This window comes from Aliivibrio sp. 1S175 (genome assembly GCF_001690985.1).
Taxonomy (GTDB): domain Bacteria; phylum Pseudomonadota; class Gammaproteobacteria; order Enterobacterales; family Vibrionaceae; genus Aliivibrio.
Window position 1 is genome coordinate 104,452 of record NZ_MAJS01000005.1, and the last position, 18,315, is coordinate 122,766.

17 protein-coding genes are annotated in these 18,315 nt (G+C 42.2%); 10 read left to right on the forward strand and 7 right to left on the reverse strand.

The window, feature by feature from the left end; all coding sequences use genetic code 11:
• The first annotated feature begins 10 nt into the window (after window positions 1–10).
• From slmA to A6E06_RS01225, 4 genes are all read left to right on the forward strand, one after another.
• Entirely contained in the window at window positions 11–601 is a 591-nt protein-coding gene (gene slmA / locus A6E06_RS01210) for a nucleoid occlusion factor SlmA (RefSeq protein WP_065594445.1), read from the forward strand.
• A 25-nt stretch (window positions 602–626) separates the two neighbouring features.
• Entirely contained in the window at window positions 627–1,565 is a 939-nt protein-coding gene (locus tag A6E06_RS01215; protein ID WP_065594446.1) for a Kdo(2)-lipid IV(A) acyltransferase, read from the forward strand.
• A gap of 35 nt (window positions 1,566–1,600) precedes the next feature.
• Window positions 1,601–2,068: a transcription elongation factor GreB gene (gene greB, locus A6E06_RS01220; protein ID WP_065594447.1), complete on the forward strand. Its 468-nt coding sequence runs from the start codon at window positions 1,601–1,603 to the stop codon at window positions 2,066–2,068.
• Window positions 2,069–2,249: 181 nt separating this feature from the next.
• Window positions 2,250–4,586, forward strand: coding sequence for a Tex family protein (locus A6E06_RS01225; protein ID WP_065594448.1), 2,337 nt, complete (start codon window positions 2,250–2,252; stop codon window positions 4,584–4,586).
• A 194-nt stretch (window positions 4,587–4,780) separates the two neighbouring features.
• Here A6E06_RS01225 and A6E06_RS01230 read toward each other — a convergent pair whose 3' ends face one another.
• Complete coding sequence (locus tag A6E06_RS01230) at window positions 4,781–5,260, reverse strand: ATP-dependent Lon protease (protein ID WP_065594449.1); 480 nt, start codon at window positions 5,258–5,260, stop codon at window positions 4,781–4,783.
• A 49-nt stretch (window positions 5,261–5,309) separates the two neighbouring features.
• The gene (bioH, locus tag A6E06_RS01235; RefSeq protein WP_065594450.1) at window positions 5,310–6,077 is read right to left on the reverse strand and encodes a pimeloyl-ACP methyl ester esterase BioH; all 768 of its coding nucleotides are present in this window, start codon (window positions 6,075–6,077) and stop codon (window positions 5,310–5,312) included.
• A gap of 66 nt (window positions 6,078–6,143) precedes the next feature.
• Here bioH and A6E06_RS01240 point away from each other — a divergent pair, with 66 nt between their 5' ends.
• Together A6E06_RS01240 and A6E06_RS01245 are read left to right on the forward strand one after the other, a co-directional pair.
• Window positions 6,144–6,824 (forward strand): ComF family protein, encoded by a 681-nt coding sequence (locus A6E06_RS01240; RefSeq protein ID WP_065594451.1) that lies wholly within the window; start codon window positions 6,144–6,146, stop codon window positions 6,822–6,824.
• A 599-nt stretch (window positions 6,825–7,423) separates the two neighbouring features.
• Window positions 7,424–8,815, forward strand: a complete 1,392-nt coding sequence (locus A6E06_RS01245) for a uracil-xanthine permease family protein (RefSeq protein ID WP_065594452.1) — start codon at window positions 7,424–7,426, stop codon at window positions 8,813–8,815.
• A 255-nt stretch (window positions 8,816–9,070) separates the two neighbouring features.
• On the opposite strand, the gene envZ is transcribed toward A6E06_RS01245, so the two are convergent.
• From envZ to rph, 4 genes are all read right to left on the reverse strand, one after another.
• A complete protein-coding gene (gene envZ / locus A6E06_RS01250; protein WP_255312043.1) occupies window positions 9,071–10,396 on the reverse strand; it encodes a two-component system sensor histidine kinase EnvZ in 1,326 nt (441 codons plus the stop codon).
• Window positions 10,397–10,736: 340 nt separating this feature from the next.
• The gene (gene ompR / locus A6E06_RS01260; RefSeq protein WP_065594455.1) at window positions 10,737–11,456 is read right to left on the reverse strand and encodes a two-component system response regulator OmpR; all 720 of its coding nucleotides are present in this window, start codon (window positions 11,454–11,456) and stop codon (window positions 10,737–10,739) included.
• A 183-nt stretch (window positions 11,457–11,639) separates the two neighbouring features.
• The gene (gene pyrE / locus A6E06_RS01265) at window positions 11,640–12,281 is read right to left on the reverse strand and encodes an orotate phosphoribosyltransferase (protein WP_065594456.1); all 642 of its coding nucleotides are present in this window, start codon (window positions 12,279–12,281) and stop codon (window positions 11,640–11,642) included.
• Between the two features lie 213 nt (window positions 12,282–12,494).
• Complete coding sequence (rph, locus tag A6E06_RS01270) at window positions 12,495–13,211, reverse strand: ribonuclease PH (protein WP_017022159.1); 717 nt, start codon at window positions 13,209–13,211, stop codon at window positions 12,495–12,497.
• A gap of 186 nt (window positions 13,212–13,397) precedes the next feature.
• Between rph and A6E06_RS01275 the strand changes: the two genes are divergently transcribed.
• On the forward strand, window positions 13,398–14,261 hold the full coding sequence (locus tag A6E06_RS01275) for a YicC/YloC family endoribonuclease (RefSeq protein ID WP_065594457.1): 864 nt from the start codon (window positions 13,398–13,400) through the stop codon (window positions 14,259–14,261).
• Window positions 14,262–14,343: 82 nt separating this feature from the next.
• On the opposite strand, the gene A6E06_RS01280 is transcribed toward A6E06_RS01275, so the two are convergent.
• Window positions 14,344–14,772, reverse strand: a complete 429-nt coding sequence (locus tag A6E06_RS01280) for a phosphate-starvation-inducible protein PsiE (protein WP_065594458.1) — start codon at window positions 14,770–14,772, stop codon at window positions 14,344–14,346.
• A 236-nt stretch (window positions 14,773–15,008) separates the two neighbouring features.
• Here A6E06_RS01280 and gmk point away from each other — a divergent pair, with 236 nt between their 5' ends.
• The 3 genes from gmk to spoT all read left to right on the forward strand — a co-directional run bounded on the left by gmk (window position 15,009) and on the right by spoT (window position 18,193).
• Window positions 15,009–15,632, forward strand: coding sequence for a guanylate kinase (gene gmk / locus A6E06_RS01285; RefSeq protein WP_065594459.1), 624 nt, complete (start codon window positions 15,009–15,011; stop codon window positions 15,630–15,632).
• 108 nt (window positions 15,633–15,740) lie between these two features.
• The gene (rpoZ, locus tag A6E06_RS01290) at window positions 15,741–16,013 is read left to right on the forward strand and encodes a DNA-directed RNA polymerase subunit omega (RefSeq protein ID WP_065594460.1); all 273 of its coding nucleotides are present in this window, start codon (window positions 15,741–15,743) and stop codon (window positions 16,011–16,013) included.
• A 53-nt stretch (window positions 16,014–16,066) separates the two neighbouring features.
• Complete coding sequence (gene spoT, locus A6E06_RS01295; protein WP_065594461.1) at window positions 16,067–18,193, forward strand: bifunctional GTP diphosphokinase/guanosine-3',5'-bis pyrophosphate 3'-pyrophosphohydrolase; 2,127 nt, start codon at window positions 16,067–16,069, stop codon at window positions 18,191–18,193.
• Window positions 18,194–18,315: the final 122 nt, after the last annotated feature.

Genomic DNA, 18,315 nt, shown 5'->3' on the forward strand with positions numbered 1-18,315 from the left:
AGGAACAACAATGACGACAACAAAAAAAACAAATCGTCGTGATGAAATATTACAAGCTTTAGCTGAAATGCTAGAGTCAAATGAAGGTGCTTCTCGAATTACCACTGCCAAATTAGCAAAACAAGTCGGTGTATCAGAAGCTGCTCTATATCGTCATTTCCCAAGTAAAGCGAAAATGTTTGAGGGTTTAATCGAATTTATTGAAGAATCTCTATTCTCTCGTATCAATCGAATTATCGAAGAAGAAAAAGATACCTTAAAGCGCATTGAGCTATTATTAAAACTGCTTCTGGCTTTTGCTGAACGAAACCCAGGGTTAACTCGCATTATGACGGGCCATGCGCTGATGTTTGAAAACGAACGCTTACGTAACCGTGTTAATCAGATATTTGAACGTATTGAACTTCAGTTTAAACAAATTCTACGTGAACGCATGCTTCGTGAAGGTAAAGCTTTTCCCGTTGATGAAGCCATTTTATCTGCACAGCTAATTAGTCAAGTAGAAGGCAGTTTCTGTCGTTTTGTTCGATCAGATTTTAAATATCAGCCAACAGCAAATTTCAATGAACATTGGGCGCTACTTAGTGCTCAGATCCAATAAATCCATTTAATTAAATAGGTTTACGATGTCAAAATACCAAGCTCCTCAATTCTCCACCGCACTTCTACATCCTAAATATTGGGGGGTGTGGTTGGGCTTTGGTCTTTTGTTTACAATCGTGACGTTACTGCCTTATAAAGCAACCTATAGATTAGGAAGAGCGCTTGGTTTACTCGGCTTAAAAGTGGGAAAATCACGCGCTCATATTGCTCGTCGTAATTTAGAATTGGCTTTTCCTGATATGTCGTCTTCTGAGCGTGAAGCCATCATTGTTGAAAATTTCAAAAACTCAGGCTTAGCCATTTTTGAAACTGCAATGGCATGGGTATGGCCAAATTGGCGAGTTGAAAAACATTTTAGTTTTGAAAACAAACAACACATGCTTGATCTTGAAAAAGAAGGTCGTGGTGTTCTTGTTATTTGTGTACACGCTCTTAATCTTGAATTAACAGCTCGTGCATTTACCTTTTTCTCTCCTGGTTATGGTGTTTATCGACCACATAACAACCCTGCTTATGATTTTATCCAATATTGGGGCCGTACCAATAACGGCAATCAAATGATTGATCGTAAAGACATTAAAGGCATGCTCCGAGTATTACGTAAAGGCGGACGCCTTTGGTATATGCCGGATCACGACTATAACCGTAACAAATCTGTCTTTGTGCCTTTCTTTGCGGTTCCTGACGCTTGTACTACGACCGGTTCTGATATTTTAATCAGCGCAAGTCATTGCGCGGTTGTTACCGCGTCTGGATTTAGAACCTATAACAATTATCACCTACATATTGATAATGATATTAGTGACCAATTCCCGCAGAAAGACCCTGTTGGTTCTGCAACTGTCATGAACCAAGCGGTTGAGCGTATTATTCTTCGCTGCATCCCTCAATGGATGTGGCTACATAAACGCTTTAAAACCATGGAAGACCCAAATATTAAAAAAGGCATTCGCTACGATTAATCGTACATTGTCATTCGGAGTTTAAATCAGGAATAATGAAAACCAATTTAATCACACGAGAGGGCTTCAATAAGCTGCAAGATGAACTCTCGTTTCTATGGAAAGAAGAACGCCCCGAAGTTACCAAAAAGGTAACTTGGGCGGCAAGCTTAGGTGATCGCAGTGAAAACGCAGATTACCAATACAACAAAAAACGCCTTCGTGAAATCGACCGCCGTGTGCGCTATCTACGTAAACGTTTAGATTTAGTCAAGGTCGTCGATTACTCCCCTCAACAAGATGGTAAAGTTTTTTTCGGTGCGTTCGTTGAGATTGAAAATGAACAAGGCGATACCCTCTCTTTTCGCATTGTTGGCCCAGATGAAATTTTTGGTCGCCATGATTATATTTCGATTGATTCTCCTATGGCGCGAGCGCTCATCAAGAAAGAAGTGGATGAAGAAGCGATTGTAAAAACGCCGGAGGGAGATAAAGAATGGTTTGTGAATTCGATTAGGTATTAAAACTATACGCTTCGCTGACTAGAGACTAGATCGCTCCGCTCCTATAAAAGCAAAAGCGAAAAATATTATTAGCCAAATCAGACATACATGCTCTTATAGTTTTTAGTTAGTGAAACGTATAGTCTCTAGTTAAAACAAACAGCCTCATCACACGCTTTTAATTAATTAAAAAAGAATCAAAATGATAATAAATATAATTGCTAAAGAACTTAACGTTCGCCCTCAACAAGTTACCGCTGCTGTTCAATTGATTGACGAAGGCAGCACCATTCCATTTATTGCGCGTTACCGTAAAGAAGTAACAGAAGGTTTGGATGATACTCAACTTCGTACACTAGACACGCGTTTAACTTACTTACGAGAGTTGGATGATCGTCGTAAATCAATTCTAAAATCAATCAAAGAACAAGAAAAACTGACGCCTGAACTAGAACGTGAGATTTTAGATGCAGACAGCAAAACTCGTCTTGAAGATTTGTACTTACCCTTCAAACGTAAGCGTCGCACTAAAGGTCAAATTGCAATTGAAGCCGGCATTGAGCCACTAGCAGATTTATTGTGGACGCAACCTGAAAATACCCCAGAAGATGCGGCTCAATCGTATATTAATGCCGATAATGGGTTTGCTGATACCAAAGCGGTCCTAGACGGTGCTCGTGCAATCTTGATGGAACGTATGGCAGAAGATGCCAATCTGCTTGAAAAGGTACGTAACTACCTAACACACAACGCTGAACTTGTTTCCAAAATGGTTGATGGACAAGAACAGGCAGGCGAAAAGTTTAAAGACTATTTCGACTACCATGAACCATTAACTAAAATACCGTCTCACCGAGCATTAGCAATGCTACGTGGTCGTAATGAAAGCTTCTTACAATTAGCGATTAATGCTGACCCATCTCAAGAAGAAGGCGTTCGCGGTTCGTATTGTGAAATCATCATCGCTAATCATTACGGTATTACTTTAGGCTCTCAACCTGCTGATTTATGGCGTAAACAAGTGATTAGCTGGGCATGGCGCATTAAGATTCTAATGCACATGGAAACGGAATTAATGGGCGGCTTAAAAGAGCGTTCTGAAAACGAAGCCATTGATGTATTTGCTACCAACCTTAAAGACCTACTAATGGCGGCGCCTGCTGGTCTTAAAACCACTCTCGGTTTAGATCCTGGTTTACGTACCGGTACTAAAGTGGCTGTGGTTGATGCGACAGGTAAAGTATTGGCTACTGATACGATTTATCAAAACCAACCTCACAATAAAACAGCGCAATCTGCACAGATTATCGAAACCTTAATCAAACGTCACAATGTCGATTTGATTGCGATTGGTAATGGTACCGCCTCACGTGAAACCGATGCGTTTGTGGGTGATTTACTGAAAAAATCAGGCTTATCGGCAACCAAAATTATTGTTAGTGAAGCTGGTGCATCGGTGTATTCGGCGTCTGAGCTAGCAGCAAAAGAGTTTCCAGATTTAGATGTGTCTATCCGTGGTGCGGTTTCTATCGCTCGTCGTTTGCAAGATCCTCTGGCTGAACTGGTAAAAATTGACCCGAAAGCGATTGGTGTTGGTCAGTATCAACACGATGTTAGCCAAAGCCAATTAGCGAAAAAGCTAGATGCGGTTATTGAAGACTGTGTAAATGCCGTTGGGGTTGATGTAAATACGGCATCTTCCGCATTATTGACACGAGTTGCCGGTTTATCGACGACAATCGCACAAAATATCGTAGATTACCGTGATGAAAATGGTCGCTTTGAAAACCGTATTACATTGAAAAAAGTCGCTCGTTTAGGGCCAAAAGCCTTTGAACAATGTGCGGGCTTCTTACGTGTCATGAATGGTAAAAACCCTCTGGATGCCTCAGCGGTTCACCCTGAAGCGTATCCTGTGGTTAAAGCGATGGCAGAGAAAAACAATAAAGCGATTGATGCGATTATTGGTAACACCGAGTTTTTACGCTCTGTTGCTGCGAACGATTACATCAGCGCTGATTTTGGTCTACCTACCGTCACTGACATTATTTCAGAGCTTGATAAGCCGGGTCGAGATCCTCGTCCTGAATTTAAAACGGCAACCTTTGCTGATGGCGTAAACACGGTATCAGATCTTGAATTAGGGATGATATTGGAAGGTGTGGTATCTAACGTGGCTAACTTTGGTGCGTTTGTTGATATCGGTGTTCACCAAGATGGGCTAGTTCATATCTCAGCATTAAGTGATACGTTTATTTCTGACCCGCGAGAAGTGGTTAAAGCTGGCGATATCGTGAAAGTGAAAGTCATGGAAGTTGATGCTCAACGTAAGCGTATCGCTCTGTCTATGCGTTTAAATGATACTCCTGGGGAAGATAACCGTCCTCAGCGTCAATCAAATAAGCCACAGCAGCGTAATGAGCGTACTCAAGCGCCAAGACCTTCCTCTTCTGCAAGACAACAGCGTTCGAATAATGATGTTGGTAATGCGGCGATGGGTGGTGCGTTTGCTGCTGCGTTTGCGAAAGCGAAGAAGTAGAAATGTGGAAAGCGAAGCTAGAAACTATACGCTTCGCTGACTAAAAACTATAAGAGCGTGTATAGCTAGCGTGGTGATAACTTAGGTTTCAGGGCGCTACGCTTGAAGGTTTCAGATGTACTCGCTTTTGAACTTCCTGAAACCGGAGATCTGAAACCTCGCTTTTTGCTCTTCCTCGACTCTCGTCCCTGCTCTTAAAGCACCGCCAATATATCCGACGGATTATTCGGCACTACCGCTTTATCATAATGAAAACTGATCACACTTCTGCGGCGAACCATTCTTCCCATTTCTGCCAATTTTTCTAATAACTCTTTAGGTAAATTAAAACGCATGGTGTAACCCGTGCCCTCACCTTGCGCATAGGTATCTAGTGATAACAATCTAGCCAATTTTGCCAAGTCATCATCAATATCATACAAGGTTCCAAAACGAGGCTTCGGATCTTCTTTCTCTTCCACCACGTCATATCCGGGATGGTCTGAGGGTACCCACGAATCACGTTTGTGCTGTTTATCATCGCCTTTAATTGCTTTTTCAGATGTGGTTTCACTCATCTTTGTCGTTGGCACAACAGGTTTTTTAACACGATTTTCACGTGCTACTTGTTCTGTTGGCAAATTAACAGAAGGTGCAATAAGCGGCACACTGATACTGTTAGGTGAAAAGATCATAAAACGTTTCCTTATCGAAAAACTAAGCGAATTAAATGAACAGTTAATCTTATCGAGCTAAAAAACGATGTAATTCCATAATAAATTCATCGCTATGTGAAATAAATGGAGCATGAGATGCTTGATCAAAAACGACTTTAACTGAATGAGGAATAAGTTCATCCATATCATGAGCCACTTTAACCGGCACTAATCCATCTAAACGACCATACATTCGACATACTGGCATGGTTAATTGAGATAGATGCTCCCGTAAATCTATATCGGCCAAAATCGTTAAACCTGTAGCTAAAGCGGCTTGATTTGGAGCGGGTCTTGAAAAAACAGCCTGCTTTACTTGCTTAATGTCTTGTTTCGCATTTGGGCTACCCATGGCCTGCAATGCCATAAATCGCTCAACCGTTAATTTGAAGTCGTCTTTCAATTGCTCTGTAAATAACGACAATACTGCAGGTTTAATACCTCGCCATCCTTTTTCAGCAGAAAAGCACGGAGAACTCGCAACCGTAATCAATTGACTCACTCGCTCAGGGGAAACCAACGCAGCTTGAGTCGCAATTAACCCACCTAAAGACCAGCCTAACCACGCAGCTTTCTCTGGAGCTTGATCTAAGACTTGCTCGACCATCTTATCGAAATCAGCACTGCCAAGATCTGCACTGTATCCATAGCCAGATAAATCAACCGTATGTACTTTATATTTAGAACGTAGTTGCGCAACAATCGGCATCCACACTGCACCGTTCATACCCCAACCATGAATGAGAACCAGATCGGAACCTTCGCCTTCCGTTTGCCAATAAAGAGAAGTTGTCATCTACACTGCCTATTCGTTTCAATTTAAATGGATAGCTAAGTGTTCATCAGGTTACTACGAAGGTCAATGCAAAAGTTTAGTGTCAGCCACTGTGATTATTGCAGTTTGGCGATGCCTCCATCCGATACTATTTGGTGTCAGCCTTGCTTGGATTTAATTGCGAACGTACCTCGTTGCCTGAAATGTGGCTTGCAAACCAAACACGACACTGACGTTTGCGGTGATTGCTTAATTCATCCACCACAATGGGATCGATTGTTTTGTATTAGTGATTATTCTGAGCCACTAAGAGAATACGTTGGCAAACTTAAATACGCTCAACAATTTTGGTTAGCTCAAGATTTGGGGATATTACTAAGTACTTATATTCCAGAGCCTGCCCCACTTATTCTTCCTGTCCCTCTGCATTGGAAACGTTTTTGGTGGCGATCTTATAATCAAAGTGATCATTTAGGATGGACGCTAGAAAGAGAATTCAATCGCAAAAATAAAATGACCCGCTGCGAAACTAAAACCCTAAAACGAATTAGAGAAACTCGCCCTCAACAAGGCTTATCTCGTTCTTTCCGCCAATCTAATCTTGTTGGTGCGTTTAAGGTGATGAAGCCGATTAATGAGAAGCATGTGGCGATTGTGGATGATGTAGTGACAACTGGTGCGACAATTAATTTGTTGTGTATTGAGTTAAGAAAAGCGGGTGTTGAGCGCATTGATGTGTATGCGGTTTGTCGGACGGGACGGAGTTAGGGCTATACGCTGCGCTAACTAGAGACTAGAACGCTTCGCTTCTATAAGAGCTAAAGAACTAGAATTCAGATCGCTTCGCTTGCAGAGTTCAGAGGTACTCGCTTTTAGCTTTTAGCTCCTCCCCCTTACTAAGGGGGAGGCTGGGAGGGGGTCAAGAACTAACAGCGAATTAATTAAGTTAGCTATGAACTCAATTCCAGCTTCATCGCAATGACCCCTCCCTAACCCTCCCCTTATTAAGGGGAGGGAACTGTATTGCGCACACTGCAAGCAAAGTGATCTAAATTCTAGCTCTTCCACTTTTGCTCTTATAGAAGCGAAGCGGTCTAGTTAACGCAGCGTATAGCCTCTAGTTTCCTCATCCCACGGCAATCACAACGATCTCCTCTGAACTCAGCTCTAAAAAACCACAAGCAAACGATTGCTTTTTGCTTTTTTATCCGTAGAATACCGTCCCAATTGATTAAGCACTCATTTAATCAATCAACCCCAACAGAGACAGGTTCTGATTAACAGCAATCACAGATTGACCCCTTCTCACTTCATGCTCCCATTCAGCGAACCATGAAGACAACGTTATACAATTAGGAATATCGGCCATGACCGTTAAAAATAACACTACAAAACCATCTGAACTGATTTATCAATTAGATGAGCGTCCACCGCTACCGCAAACTTTATTTGCTGCACTTCAGCATTTATTGGCGATGTTTGTCGCGATTATTACTCCCTCTCTGATCATTTGTCAGACGCTTGGTGTTCCAGCAGCAGAAACTAATACCATCATTAGTATGTCTCTATTCGCTTCTGGTATTTCTTCTTTTATTCAAATCAAAACCTTTGGTCCTATTGGTTCTGGTCTTCTTTCTGTTCAAGGCACAAGCTTTAATTTCTTAGGTCCAATCATTGGTGCAGGTCTAGCACTTAAAGCGGGGGGCGCTGATGTTCCAACAATGATGGCTGCCATTTTCGGTACTATCTTAGTGGCGTCGACTGCTGAAATCTTCCTTTCTCGTGTACTTGAATACGCTCAAAAAATCATTACTCCATTAGTGTCTGGCATTGTTGTGACATTAATTGGTTTAACGCTTATCCAAGTTGGCCTTGTGTCAATGGGTGGTGGTTACTCTGCAATGGGTGATGGCACATTTGGTAGCTTAGATAAACTGGCGTTGGCTGGTACGGTATTACTTATCATAGTGGTGCTTAACCGCTCTACTAACCCTTACCTGCGTATGGCTTCTATCGTGATTGCGATGGCGGTAGGGACAATAGCGGCATGGGCAATGGGTATGCTCAATACCAATATGACTCATGACGCTGAACTAATTGCTCTGCCAATTCCAATGCAATATGGCTTAAGCTTTGATTGGTCTTTGTTTATTCCTCTGGTTCTGATTTTCTTAATCACCGCACTAGAAGCGATTGGCGATATTACCGCAACCTCTGAAGTATCAGGCCAACCAGTAAAAGGCCCTGTTTACATCAAGCGTATTAAAGGCGGTGTATTAGCCGATGGCCTTAACTCTGCTATTGCAGCCGCATTCAACAGTTTCCCTAACTCTACTTTCAGCCAAAACAACGGCGTAATTTTGCTAACAGGGGTTGCTAGTCGTTATGTGGGTTACTTCATTGCAGGTATGTTAGTTATCCTTGGTCTATTCCCTGGTGTTGCAAGCTTTGTTCAAGTGATTCCTGAGCCTGTACTTGGCGGCGCTACGATTGTGATGTTCGGTACGATTGCGGCGGCGGGTGTGCGTATTATCTCTCGTGTTGATCTAGACCGTCGTGCCATCTTAATCATGGCAATGTCTTTCTCTATGGGCCTTGGTTTGGCACAAAAACCTGAAATCCTTCAGTTCATGCCTGAGATGATTAAAAACATTTTCTCATCCGGCGTAACGGCGGGTGGTGTGACGGCGATTCTTCTGAATATTATTCTTCCAAGCAGTGAAGTGTTTGAAGAAGAGAAAGAAGAAGCGAAGATCTAAGAGCAGAGGCGAGATACGAGTACGCTTCGCTCGAGGGACGAGTAAAAAAAGACCGCAGATGATTATCGTCTGCGGTCTTTTTTATGTTTGGGAGGAAAGAGCTAGAGGCTATACGCTGCGCTAACTAGAAACTATAAGAGCACGTATCTCTTAGGTTTCAGGTGTACTCGCTTTTGATTTTCCTGAAACCTTCGCTTTTGCTCTTCCTCGCCCCTCGAGCGAAGCGTCCTCGAATCCAGTCCCTGCTATCCCCTTTTATTTCCCAAGCGGAAACATGACTTGAACCTTCAATCCACCTTCACGACGATTCGCTAAACTCACGTCACCTTGATGCTGGCCAACAATACGTTTTACGATCGCCAAGCCTAAACCGGTGCCTTCACTTCCTCGCGCCGTATCACCACGGGTAAAAGGTTCAAACACGGACTCTAATTGCGCTTCATCAATACCTGGGCCGTTATCTTCAATGATAACCCACGCGGTTTTGTGATCGGCTGATACTCGCGTAGAAACTGAAATCCAATCACCACCATAACGAATGGCGTTTACGACTAAATTGGTGACAACACGCTTAATCGCTACCCCATTACCATGAATAGATTTAGGTATATCCACCAAGTTGGTTTTGATTTCGCGCTCATAACCACCTTCAGCTAAAATGACCTCATTAACGATGGTATTCAAATCAACATCAATAAAATCTTGTGTCGCTGCCGGCTTCAGATAATCCATAAACTGACCGATAATCTCATTACACTCTTCAGTATCTTTAATCATGCTTTCAGCTAAATAATCATCTTCTGGTGACATCATCTCAGTGGCTAAGCGAATACGAGTTAATGGGGTTCGAATATCGTGACTCACCCCTGCCATTAATAACGCTCTGTCTTGCTCTAATTGCTGAATTCCTTTCGACATTTGATTAAAAGCACGCGTTACCGCTTGAATTTCTGAGGCTCCTCTTTCAGGTAATAGCTCTGGGATCTCTCCTTTACCCACCTTGCGAGCAGCTGTTTGCAGCGCCATTAATGGCCGGTTCTGAATCCGTATAAACGCCCAACCACCAAGAATAACTAATAAAGCAATAAACAGACTGTTTCTAAATAGCGGGGCAAAATCCTCTTCTTGCAGCTCTGAAAGTGGGATCCGCATATAAAACTGAGGCATCGCATCACTCTTCATCCATAATACATAGCTATCAGAGCCGAGTATCAAGCGTACTTCTGTTGGCGAGTTAAGCTCTTGCGACATCTCTTCACTTAAAAAATCTACCGGGCTGGCTTCGTAATACTCTTTCATTTCAGGATCATGTTCATCATGAAGACTGACGCCAAGCTGCTCTAATAATTGACGACGCAATGGTTGTCCTAACTGCACATTTTTACCACTTTTAAGCGTGACATCTTCAGCCAGCATTAAGCGCACTTCATAAGCGAGAATACGGTTGAATTGCTGCAAACTTGGTAATAACGCGTAGTTAAATACCGCAAGGTAAGAGAATATTTGACTGGCTATAAGGAGTGAGGCGAGAAGTAATAGTGTTCTGGCGAAGGTACTTTTCATGGGCGTTCTCTGTTTAATGATGAATTTTAAGAGAGCTAGAGACTATACGCTGCGCTAGCTAGAAACTATAAGAGCAAGTATGGCTGGTGTGACTTTAGGTTTCAGGACGCTTCGCTTGCAGGGTTCAGAGGTGGATGTTGTTATCACAGCGACAAAGAAGGATTCTCCCCCCCTTTATCGCTATAACGATGAGATCGACATAGTTAATATAAGGGGAGGAACTGTATTTTACACGCTGCAATTACAACACTCTAAATTCTAGATCTTCCGCTTTTGACCTTATAGGAGCGAAGCGTTCCAGTTAGCGCAGCGTATAGTTTCTAGTTCTTTACCTGAATCCTCGACTCTCGTCCCTTCTCTATCCCTCTGCACCATCCGGTACAAACACATAACCCAATCCCCATACCGTTTGAATATAACGAGGGCGACTTGGATCCTCTTCAATCATACGACGAAGACGAGAAATTTGAACATCGATAGAACGTTCCATTGCTGAATATTCACGGCCACGAGCCATGTTCATCAACTTATCACGTGACATAGGTTCACGCATATTCGTTACTAATGATTTAAGTACCGCGAATTCACCCGATGTTAATGGCATCGGTTCTTCATTACGGAACATCTCACGCGTGCCTAAATTTAGACGGAAATCGCCAAACTCAACCACTTTATCTTCAGCACTTGGCGCACCTGGCGCTTCAATAACTTGACGACGTAATACCGCTCGAATACGAGCTAATAACTCGCGCGGATTAAATGGTTTCGGTAGATAATCATCTGCACCAACTTCTAAACCAACAATACGATCAATCTCATCGCCTTTTGCCGTCAGCATTAAAATTGGCAGCATGTTGTTATTACTACGTAAACGACGACAAATAGATAGTCCATCTTCGCCTGGTAACATTAAGTCCAATACCATTAAGTGAAACGTTTCTCGTGCTAGCAGACGATCCATTTGTTCACTATTTGCAACACTACGAACTTGGAAGCCTTGCTCTGATAAATAACGCTCTAACAAAGAACGAAGGCGAGCATCATCATCAACAACTAAAATCTTATGGTTTTCTTGCATGGGCTTAACCTCAATATATGTCTTATTTCAGTTTACTCGTTACTTTTACAAAAAGTACGCTTTAATCGATAAAAATGAGAAGTAAAATTGTTACGTTTTATGTGTAACTTTATACATTATGCAAAAAAATAGCCGACATTCAGCCAGCTATACTACTATTATCATTGATCAATACGACTGGTATTAAATACCAAACTCAGCACGGTACGCTTTTACAGATTCAAGTTGCTCAACATTGCCACCTTTCTCTTCTAAGAAAGAGATAAGGTCAGTTAAGCTTACAATTGAGATAATTGAACAACCAAAATCACGCTCTACTTCTTGAATCGCAGATAATTCGCCTTTGCCTTTTTCTTGGCGATCGATTGCTACAAGAACACCGGCAAGATCAGCACCGTTTGCTTGGATAATTTCCATTGATTCACGGATTGCAGTACCTGCTGTGATCACATCATCAACCAACATGATACGACCTTCAAGTGCACTACCGACTAAGTTGCCACCTTCACCGTGATTTTTTGCTTCTTTACGGTTAAAGCAATATGGCTTATCTGTATCGTGGTGGTCAGCCAATGCAACCGCTGTTGTCGTTGCAATTGGAATGCCTTTGTATGCAGGACCAAATAACACATCATAATCAATACCTGATTCAACTAATGCCGCGGCATAGAAACGACCTAAACGTGCTAGATCACGACCGGTATTAAATAGACCAGCGTTGAAAAAATATGGGCTTATACGGCCAGACTTTAAAGTAAACTCACCAAACTTTAGGACTTCTTTCTCAAGGGCAAATTCAATAAACTCACGCTGGTATGCTTTCATCTTCATTCTCTCTTTTTGGTTAATAATTTATAACTTTCAAATCGGTAAAGCTGCATTAGAGTTCAGATCGGTCGCAAGCTCCCTTGCAGAGTTCAGAGGTGAACGTGGTGATTACAGCGCCCGCCTCTGAATTCTGCAAGCGAAGCGATCTGAACTCTGCTCTTAAAATACATAAAAAAATAGCCCCTGAATCAGGAGCCATTAAAAAATCAATTATTCGGCCAACGCCGCTTTCTGCTGCTCAATGATATCATTGATGCCCTGTTGCGCCAGAGCCAGCATATCTAACAATTCCTGATGAGAGAACGGCGCTTCTTCTGCCGTGCCTTGCACTTCAATCATCTTACCGTCTTCCATCATTACGACGTTCATGTCGGTATCAGCGGCTGAATCTTCTAAATACTCAAGGTCACAAATCGCTTCACCTTTATAGATACCAACAGAAACAGCAGCAACGTGCCCTTTCATTGGGTTCTTTTTCAGTTTGCCTGATGCGATCATGTGGTTGATAGCGTCAGCTAATGCCACACTTGCGCCTGTAATAGACGCAGTACGTGTACCACCATCCGCTTGGATAACATCACAATCGACCGTGATCATTTGCTCACCTAGCGCTTCTAGGTCAACAGCAGCACGAAGGCTACGAGCGATCAGACGTTGGATTTCCATCGTACGGCCGCCTTGTTTACCACTTGCTGCTTCACGACGGTTACGTGTATGTGTTGCACGAGGTAGCATGCCGTATTCAGCCGTTACCCAACCTTTACCTTTGCCTTTTAACCAGCGAGGAACATTTTCTTCAACACTTGCAGTACAAATTACTTTTGTATTACCAAATTCAACTAATACAGACCCTTCTGCGTGTGCAGTAAAGTGACGAGTAATCGTAATTGGACGGACTTGCTGAGCTGTTCTTCCGCTTGGACGCATGGCAGATACCTTGATTATGACAAATTGTCGGCGATTATACCGAACTCCCATAATAAAGCATAGCGTCTGTTTTCTTCTCTCATTTACTTACACAGATTGCTATTACTTCCTAAAGCGCTTATCTGCTATAGTAGCGCCAACATTTTTATGCATCATCCTTCCTATTGATGATTTGAGGACGCTTACATGATCTACAGTATGACAGCTTACGCACGCCGCGAAGTAAAAGGCGATTGGGGTACGGCAGTGTGGGAAATCCGCTCTGTAAACCAACGTTACTTAGAAACTTACTTCCGTATGCCAGAACAATTTCGTGGTTTAGAGCCTGTATTACGTGAGCGTTTTCGTAAGCGCCTTGCTCGCGGTAAAGTAGAATGCCACCTACGTTTTGAATCAAACAACGCAGCAAGCAGCGAATTAAGAATCAATGAAGACCTAGCTCGCCAAGTAATTAAAGCGGCGCAGTGGGTAAAAACTGAATCTGGCGAAGGCGGTATTAACCCTTTCCAAGTTCTGCAATGGCAAGGTGTAATGGAAGCGCCAGAGCAAGATTTCGATTCAATCAATAAAGAACTATTGGCGGAATTTGAACTGGCTGTGAATGATTTTGTTGAAGCCCGTGCAAGCGAAGGCGAAAACATGAAGGCATTGATCGTTCAGCGTTTAGATGCGATCACTGAAGAAGCAGCGAAAGTTCGTGCACGTATGCCTGAGATTTTAGAATGGCAACGTAACCGTCTTTTGACTAAATTTGAAGATGCGAAAATTGAATTAGATTCTTCTCGTGTTGAACAAGAGCTTATCCTTCTTGCTCAAAAATCTGACGTAGCTGAAGAGCTTGACCGTTTAGATTCACATGTGAAAGAAACAACGAATGTGATGAAGAAAGGCGGCGCTTGTGGCCGTAAACTTGATTTCATGATGCAAGAATTTAACCGTGAAGCGAACACGCTAGCGTCTAAATCTATCAGCACAGATGTAACGGCGTCTGGCGTTGAGCTTAAAGTACTTATCGAACAAATGCGTGAGCAGATCCAGAACATTGAATAATCAGTTCTAATTGCGAACCATTAAAAAAGCCTCGTGGATAATCTACGAGGCTTTCTATTAAATACCAGAGTGTTAGCTCTGGTTACTCATCATATTTCTTACTATTCTCATGCGCTTCGTACGGCCAATAATAATGCCCCGCTCGGATCAATAACGTTGCCGCAGCTAAAATAAAGGCGGCGAGCGCTAACCATACCACTAATACCGCATCCAACTCTTTCATACCCAACGTTATGTAACGAGCGATTGCCATCATTGCGATATAAATAGGGTAACGTACTGGGATCTTACCGTTCATCACAAATTGCTGCACCATGGCTAACACTTCAAGATAAATAAACATTAATAATATGTCTGTAAGTTGAATTTGTTGTTCTGCAAAAACATGTACAAATTCATTTACCATCGCAAACAAGGTCGCTAACGTAATCGCAACCAGCAATATGGCTTCTAATATATGGAATACTTTTAAGAAAGGTTTACTGAACCCTTTAGGTAAATGAGAAGGCATGAGGCATTGTCCACCGTAATAACTATAATAAGGATATTAATTGTTTAAGCTCTAATGATAGTGCGAAGCAACGTTAACACAAAATTATTATTTCAATTAGCGTATTTATTTCATTCAAATTAATTCTAGATTGTGCTATTCTTCGCCACCCAATTTTCTATGCTTCGCATTCATCTTTATTCTACGTTTAAAGCGTAATTTACAGAGAAATGCCATAACTCCCAAGAGAATCTATCATGAGTAAAGGTACACTTTATATTGTGTCAGCGCCAAGTGGTGCTGGTAAGTCGAGTTTGATCTCGGCACTGTTAGAAAGCAACCCAACTTATGCTATGAAAGTCTCTGTGTCTCATACTACTCGAGGTATGCGTCCAGGAGAAACTGATGGTACTCATTACCATTTTATTCAGAAAGAGCATTTTGAAGAGTTGATCGAAAAAAATGAATTCTTAGAATATGCAGAAGTATTTGGAAACTACTACGGTACTTCTCGCGTATGGATCGAAGAAACTCTTGATAAAGGCATTGATGTGTTTTTAGATATTGATTGGCAAGGTGCTCGTCAAATCCGTAAACAAATGCCTTTAGCAAAAAGTGTGTTCATTCTTCCTCCATCAAATGGGGAACTAGAACGACGCTTAAATGCACGTGGTCAAGACAGCGATGCTGTTATTGCTAAGCGCATGAGTGAAGCAAAGTCTGAAATATCTCACTATCATGAGTATGATTATGTGATCATTAATGATGACTTTGATACTGCACAAATGGACTTCCGTGCCATTATTCGTGCAGAGCGCTTAAAGCAAGACAAACAAACCATGAAATACAAAGGCATGTTAGACGCGTTATTATCTGACTAGATTCTTCGTATTTCTATTAGTATCTTGTAACCCTAGCTAGAAACTTATACAGGTTACTTGTATACTTTCTCAACATATAACTATTTTTGTTAATAAATTGGAGTCCTCATGGCACGTGTAACCGTTCAAGACGCAGTTGAAAAAATCGGCAACCGTTTCGACCTTGTTTTAGTTTCATCTCGTCGCGCACGTCAGCTACAAACTGGTGGTAAAGATGCGCTAGTGCCTGAAGAGAACGATAAAACAACTGTTATCGCTCTTCGTGAAATCGAAGAAGGCCTGATCACAAAAGATCTACTTGATGCTCGTGAACGTCAAGAGCAACAAGAGCAAGATGCCGCTGAACTAGCAGCAGTAAGCTCAATCACTCACAATCGTTAATCTCTATAATCTTTTATAGATTATAAATTACAGCAAACCTGACGGGGCGAAATTTGGATTTATTCGATAGCCTGAAAGATGTTGCCAAAGATTACCTGCCAGAGCCTCACATTGAGGCTCTTCGTCGATCTTATCTGGTAGCAAAAGAGGCCCATGAAGGGCAGACTCGCTCAAGTGGCGAACCTTATATCATTCATCCAGTAGCTGTGGCTCGTATCCTTGCAGAAATGCGACTCGACCATAAAACGCTAATGGCTGCACTGCTTCACGATGTTATTGAAGACACTGAAGTTAGCAAGGAAGAGCTAGCAGAACAATTTGGCGAGACTGTTGCTGAATTAGTGGATGGCGTTTCTAAGCTGGACAAACTTAAGTTCCGCGATAAAAAAGAAGCACAGGCCGAAAACTTCCGAAAAATGGTCATGGCGATGGTGCAAGACATCCGCGTTATTTTGATCAAACTTGCCGACCGTACTCACAATATGCGTACGCTGGGTGCTCTACGCCCAGATAAACGCCGTCGTATTGCTCGTGAAACCTTAGAAATATTCTCTCCTTTGGCGCATCGCCTTGGTATTCACAATATTAAAACTGAACTTGAAGAGTTAGGTTTTGAAGCCCTTTACCCAAATCGCTACCGCGTATTAAAAGAAGTAGTAAAGTCGGCTCGTGGTAACCGTAAAGAGATGATTCAAAAAATCCACTCTGAAATCGAAGGCCGTATTGCTGAAGCCGGCATTAAGGGTCGTGTGATTGGACGAGAGAAAAACCTGTTCGCTATTTACAATAAAATGAAAAATAAAGAGCAGCGCTTCCATACTATTATGGATATCTACGCGTTCCGAGTGATCACTGACAATGTCGATACCTGTTATCGCGCACTAGGTCAGGTTCATAGTATTTATAAACCTCGTCCTGGTCGTATTAAAGATTACATTGCTGTACCAAAAGCCAATGGTTACCAATCGCTTCACACCTCAATGGTCGGCCCCCACGGCGTCCCCGTTGAAGTGCAGATCCGCACTGAAGACATGGAACAAATGGCGAATAAAGGTGTGGCTGCACACTGGTCGTATAAAGAGGGTGATAACTCAAGTACGACAGCACAGATCCGCGCTCAGCGTTGGATGCAAAGCTTACTTGAGCTTCAACAAAGTGCAGGTAACTCATTTGAATTTATTGAAAATGTAAAATCGGATTTATTCCCGAACGAAATTTACGTTTTCACCCCTAAAGGTCGTATTTTTGAATTGCCCGTGGGAGCAACTGCGGTTGATTTCGCTTATGCCGTTCACTCTGATGTTGGTAACAGCTGTGTTGGCTCACGTGTTAACCGTCAACCTTACCCATTAAGTAAACCACTTAAGAGCGGTCAAACGGTTGAAATCATCAGTGCTCCAGGCGCGCGTCCAAACGCCGCTTGGTTAAACTATGTTGTGACCTCTAAAGCTCGCACTAAAATTCGTCAAGTTCTGAAGACGATGCGTAAAGAAGATTCGATCATTTTAGGTCGTCGCTTACTTAATCATGCGCTTGGTCATAATGTATCAATTGATGATGTATCAAAAGACAATATCACTCATGTTCTCTCTGGTCTAAAACTGGCTGAGTTTGACGATTTACTTGCTGCTATTGGCTTGGGTGAATTAATGAGTATTGTCGTTGCTCGCCGTCTTCTTGGTGATGCCGATGAACTGACAGAGCAAGACTCTTCAAATATCGAAACCTCTACAGGTAAGAAATTACCAATTCGTGGTGCTGACGGTATTTTACTAACGTTTGCAAACTGTTGTCGCCCTATTCCGGGAGACCATATTATTGCTCATGTAAGTCCTGGTCGTGGCCTTGTGGTTCACATGGAAGAGTGTGCAAATGTCCGTGGTTATCAAAAAGAACTTGATAAATACATGGGCGTTGAGTGGGCTGATGAATTTGACCAAGAATTCGCAACCGCGTTGGATATTGATATTCAAAACCATCAAGGCGCATTGGCAAGTTTAACGAATGTCATTGCCAGTACGGGTTCCAATATTCGTGGTATAACAACCGAAGAAAAAGACGGTCGTTTATATACGGTTACGGTTGAATTAACAGCCAAAGATCGTACTCATTTAGCGGAAATAATGCGTCGAATTCGTGTTATGTCACACGTACTTAAAGTTCGTAGACATAAGAACTAGAAGCAGAAAATGAAGGGACGAGGTTCAAGTACGGACTTCGTCCTTTTAGTAAGAGCTATACGCTGCGCTAACTAGAACGCTTCGCTCTAGAAACTATAAAATCAAAAGCATTGACCGATTTA

Coding starts and splice junctions, on each gene's coding strand:
- slmA (WP_065594445.1), top strand. CDS start 11: ATGACGACAACAAAAAAAACAAATCGTCGTGATGAAATATTACAAGCT.
- A6E06_RS01215 (WP_065594446.1), top strand. CDS start 627: ATGTCAAAATACCAAGCTCCTCAATTCTCCACCGCACTTCTACATCCT.
- greB (WP_065594447.1), top strand. CDS start 1,601: ATGAAAACCAATTTAATCACACGAGAGGGCTTCAATAAGCTGCAAGAT.
- A6E06_RS01225 (WP_065594448.1), top strand. CDS start 2,250: ATGATAATAAATATAATTGCTAAAGAACTTAACGTTCGCCCTCAACAA.
- A6E06_RS01230 (WP_065594449.1), bottom strand. CDS start 5,260: ATGATCTTTTCACCTAACAGTATCAGTGTGCCGCTTATTGCACCTTCT.
- bioH (WP_065594450.1), bottom strand. CDS start 6,077: ATGACAACTTCTCTTTATTGGCAAACGGAAGGCGAAGGTTCCGATCTG.
- A6E06_RS01240 (WP_065594451.1), top strand. CDS start 6,144: ATGCAAAAGTTTAGTGTCAGCCACTGTGATTATTGCAGTTTGGCGATG.
- A6E06_RS01245 (WP_065594452.1), top strand. CDS start 7,424: ATGACCGTTAAAAATAACACTACAAAACCATCTGAACTGATTTATCAA.
- ompR (WP_065594455.1), bottom strand. CDS start 11,456: ATGCAAGAAAACCATAAGATTTTAGTTGTTGATGATGATGCTCGCCTT.
- pyrE (WP_065594456.1), bottom strand. CDS start 12,281: ATGAAAGCATACCAGCGTGAGTTTATTGAATTTGCCCTTGAGAAAGAA.
- rph (WP_017022159.1), bottom strand. CDS start 13,211: ATGCGTCCAAGCGGAAGAACAGCTCAGCAAGTCCGTCCAATTACGATT.
- A6E06_RS01275 (WP_065594457.1), top strand. CDS start 13,398: ATGATCTACAGTATGACAGCTTACGCACGCCGCGAAGTAAAAGGCGAT.
- A6E06_RS01280 (WP_065594458.1), bottom strand. CDS start 14,772: ATGCCTTCTCATTTACCTAAAGGGTTCAGTAAACCTTTCTTAAAAGTA.
- gmk (WP_065594459.1), top strand. CDS start 15,009: ATGAGTAAAGGTACACTTTATATTGTGTCAGCGCCAAGTGGTGCTGGT.
- rpoZ (WP_065594460.1), top strand. CDS start 15,741: ATGGCACGTGTAACCGTTCAAGACGCAGTTGAAAAAATCGGCAACCGT.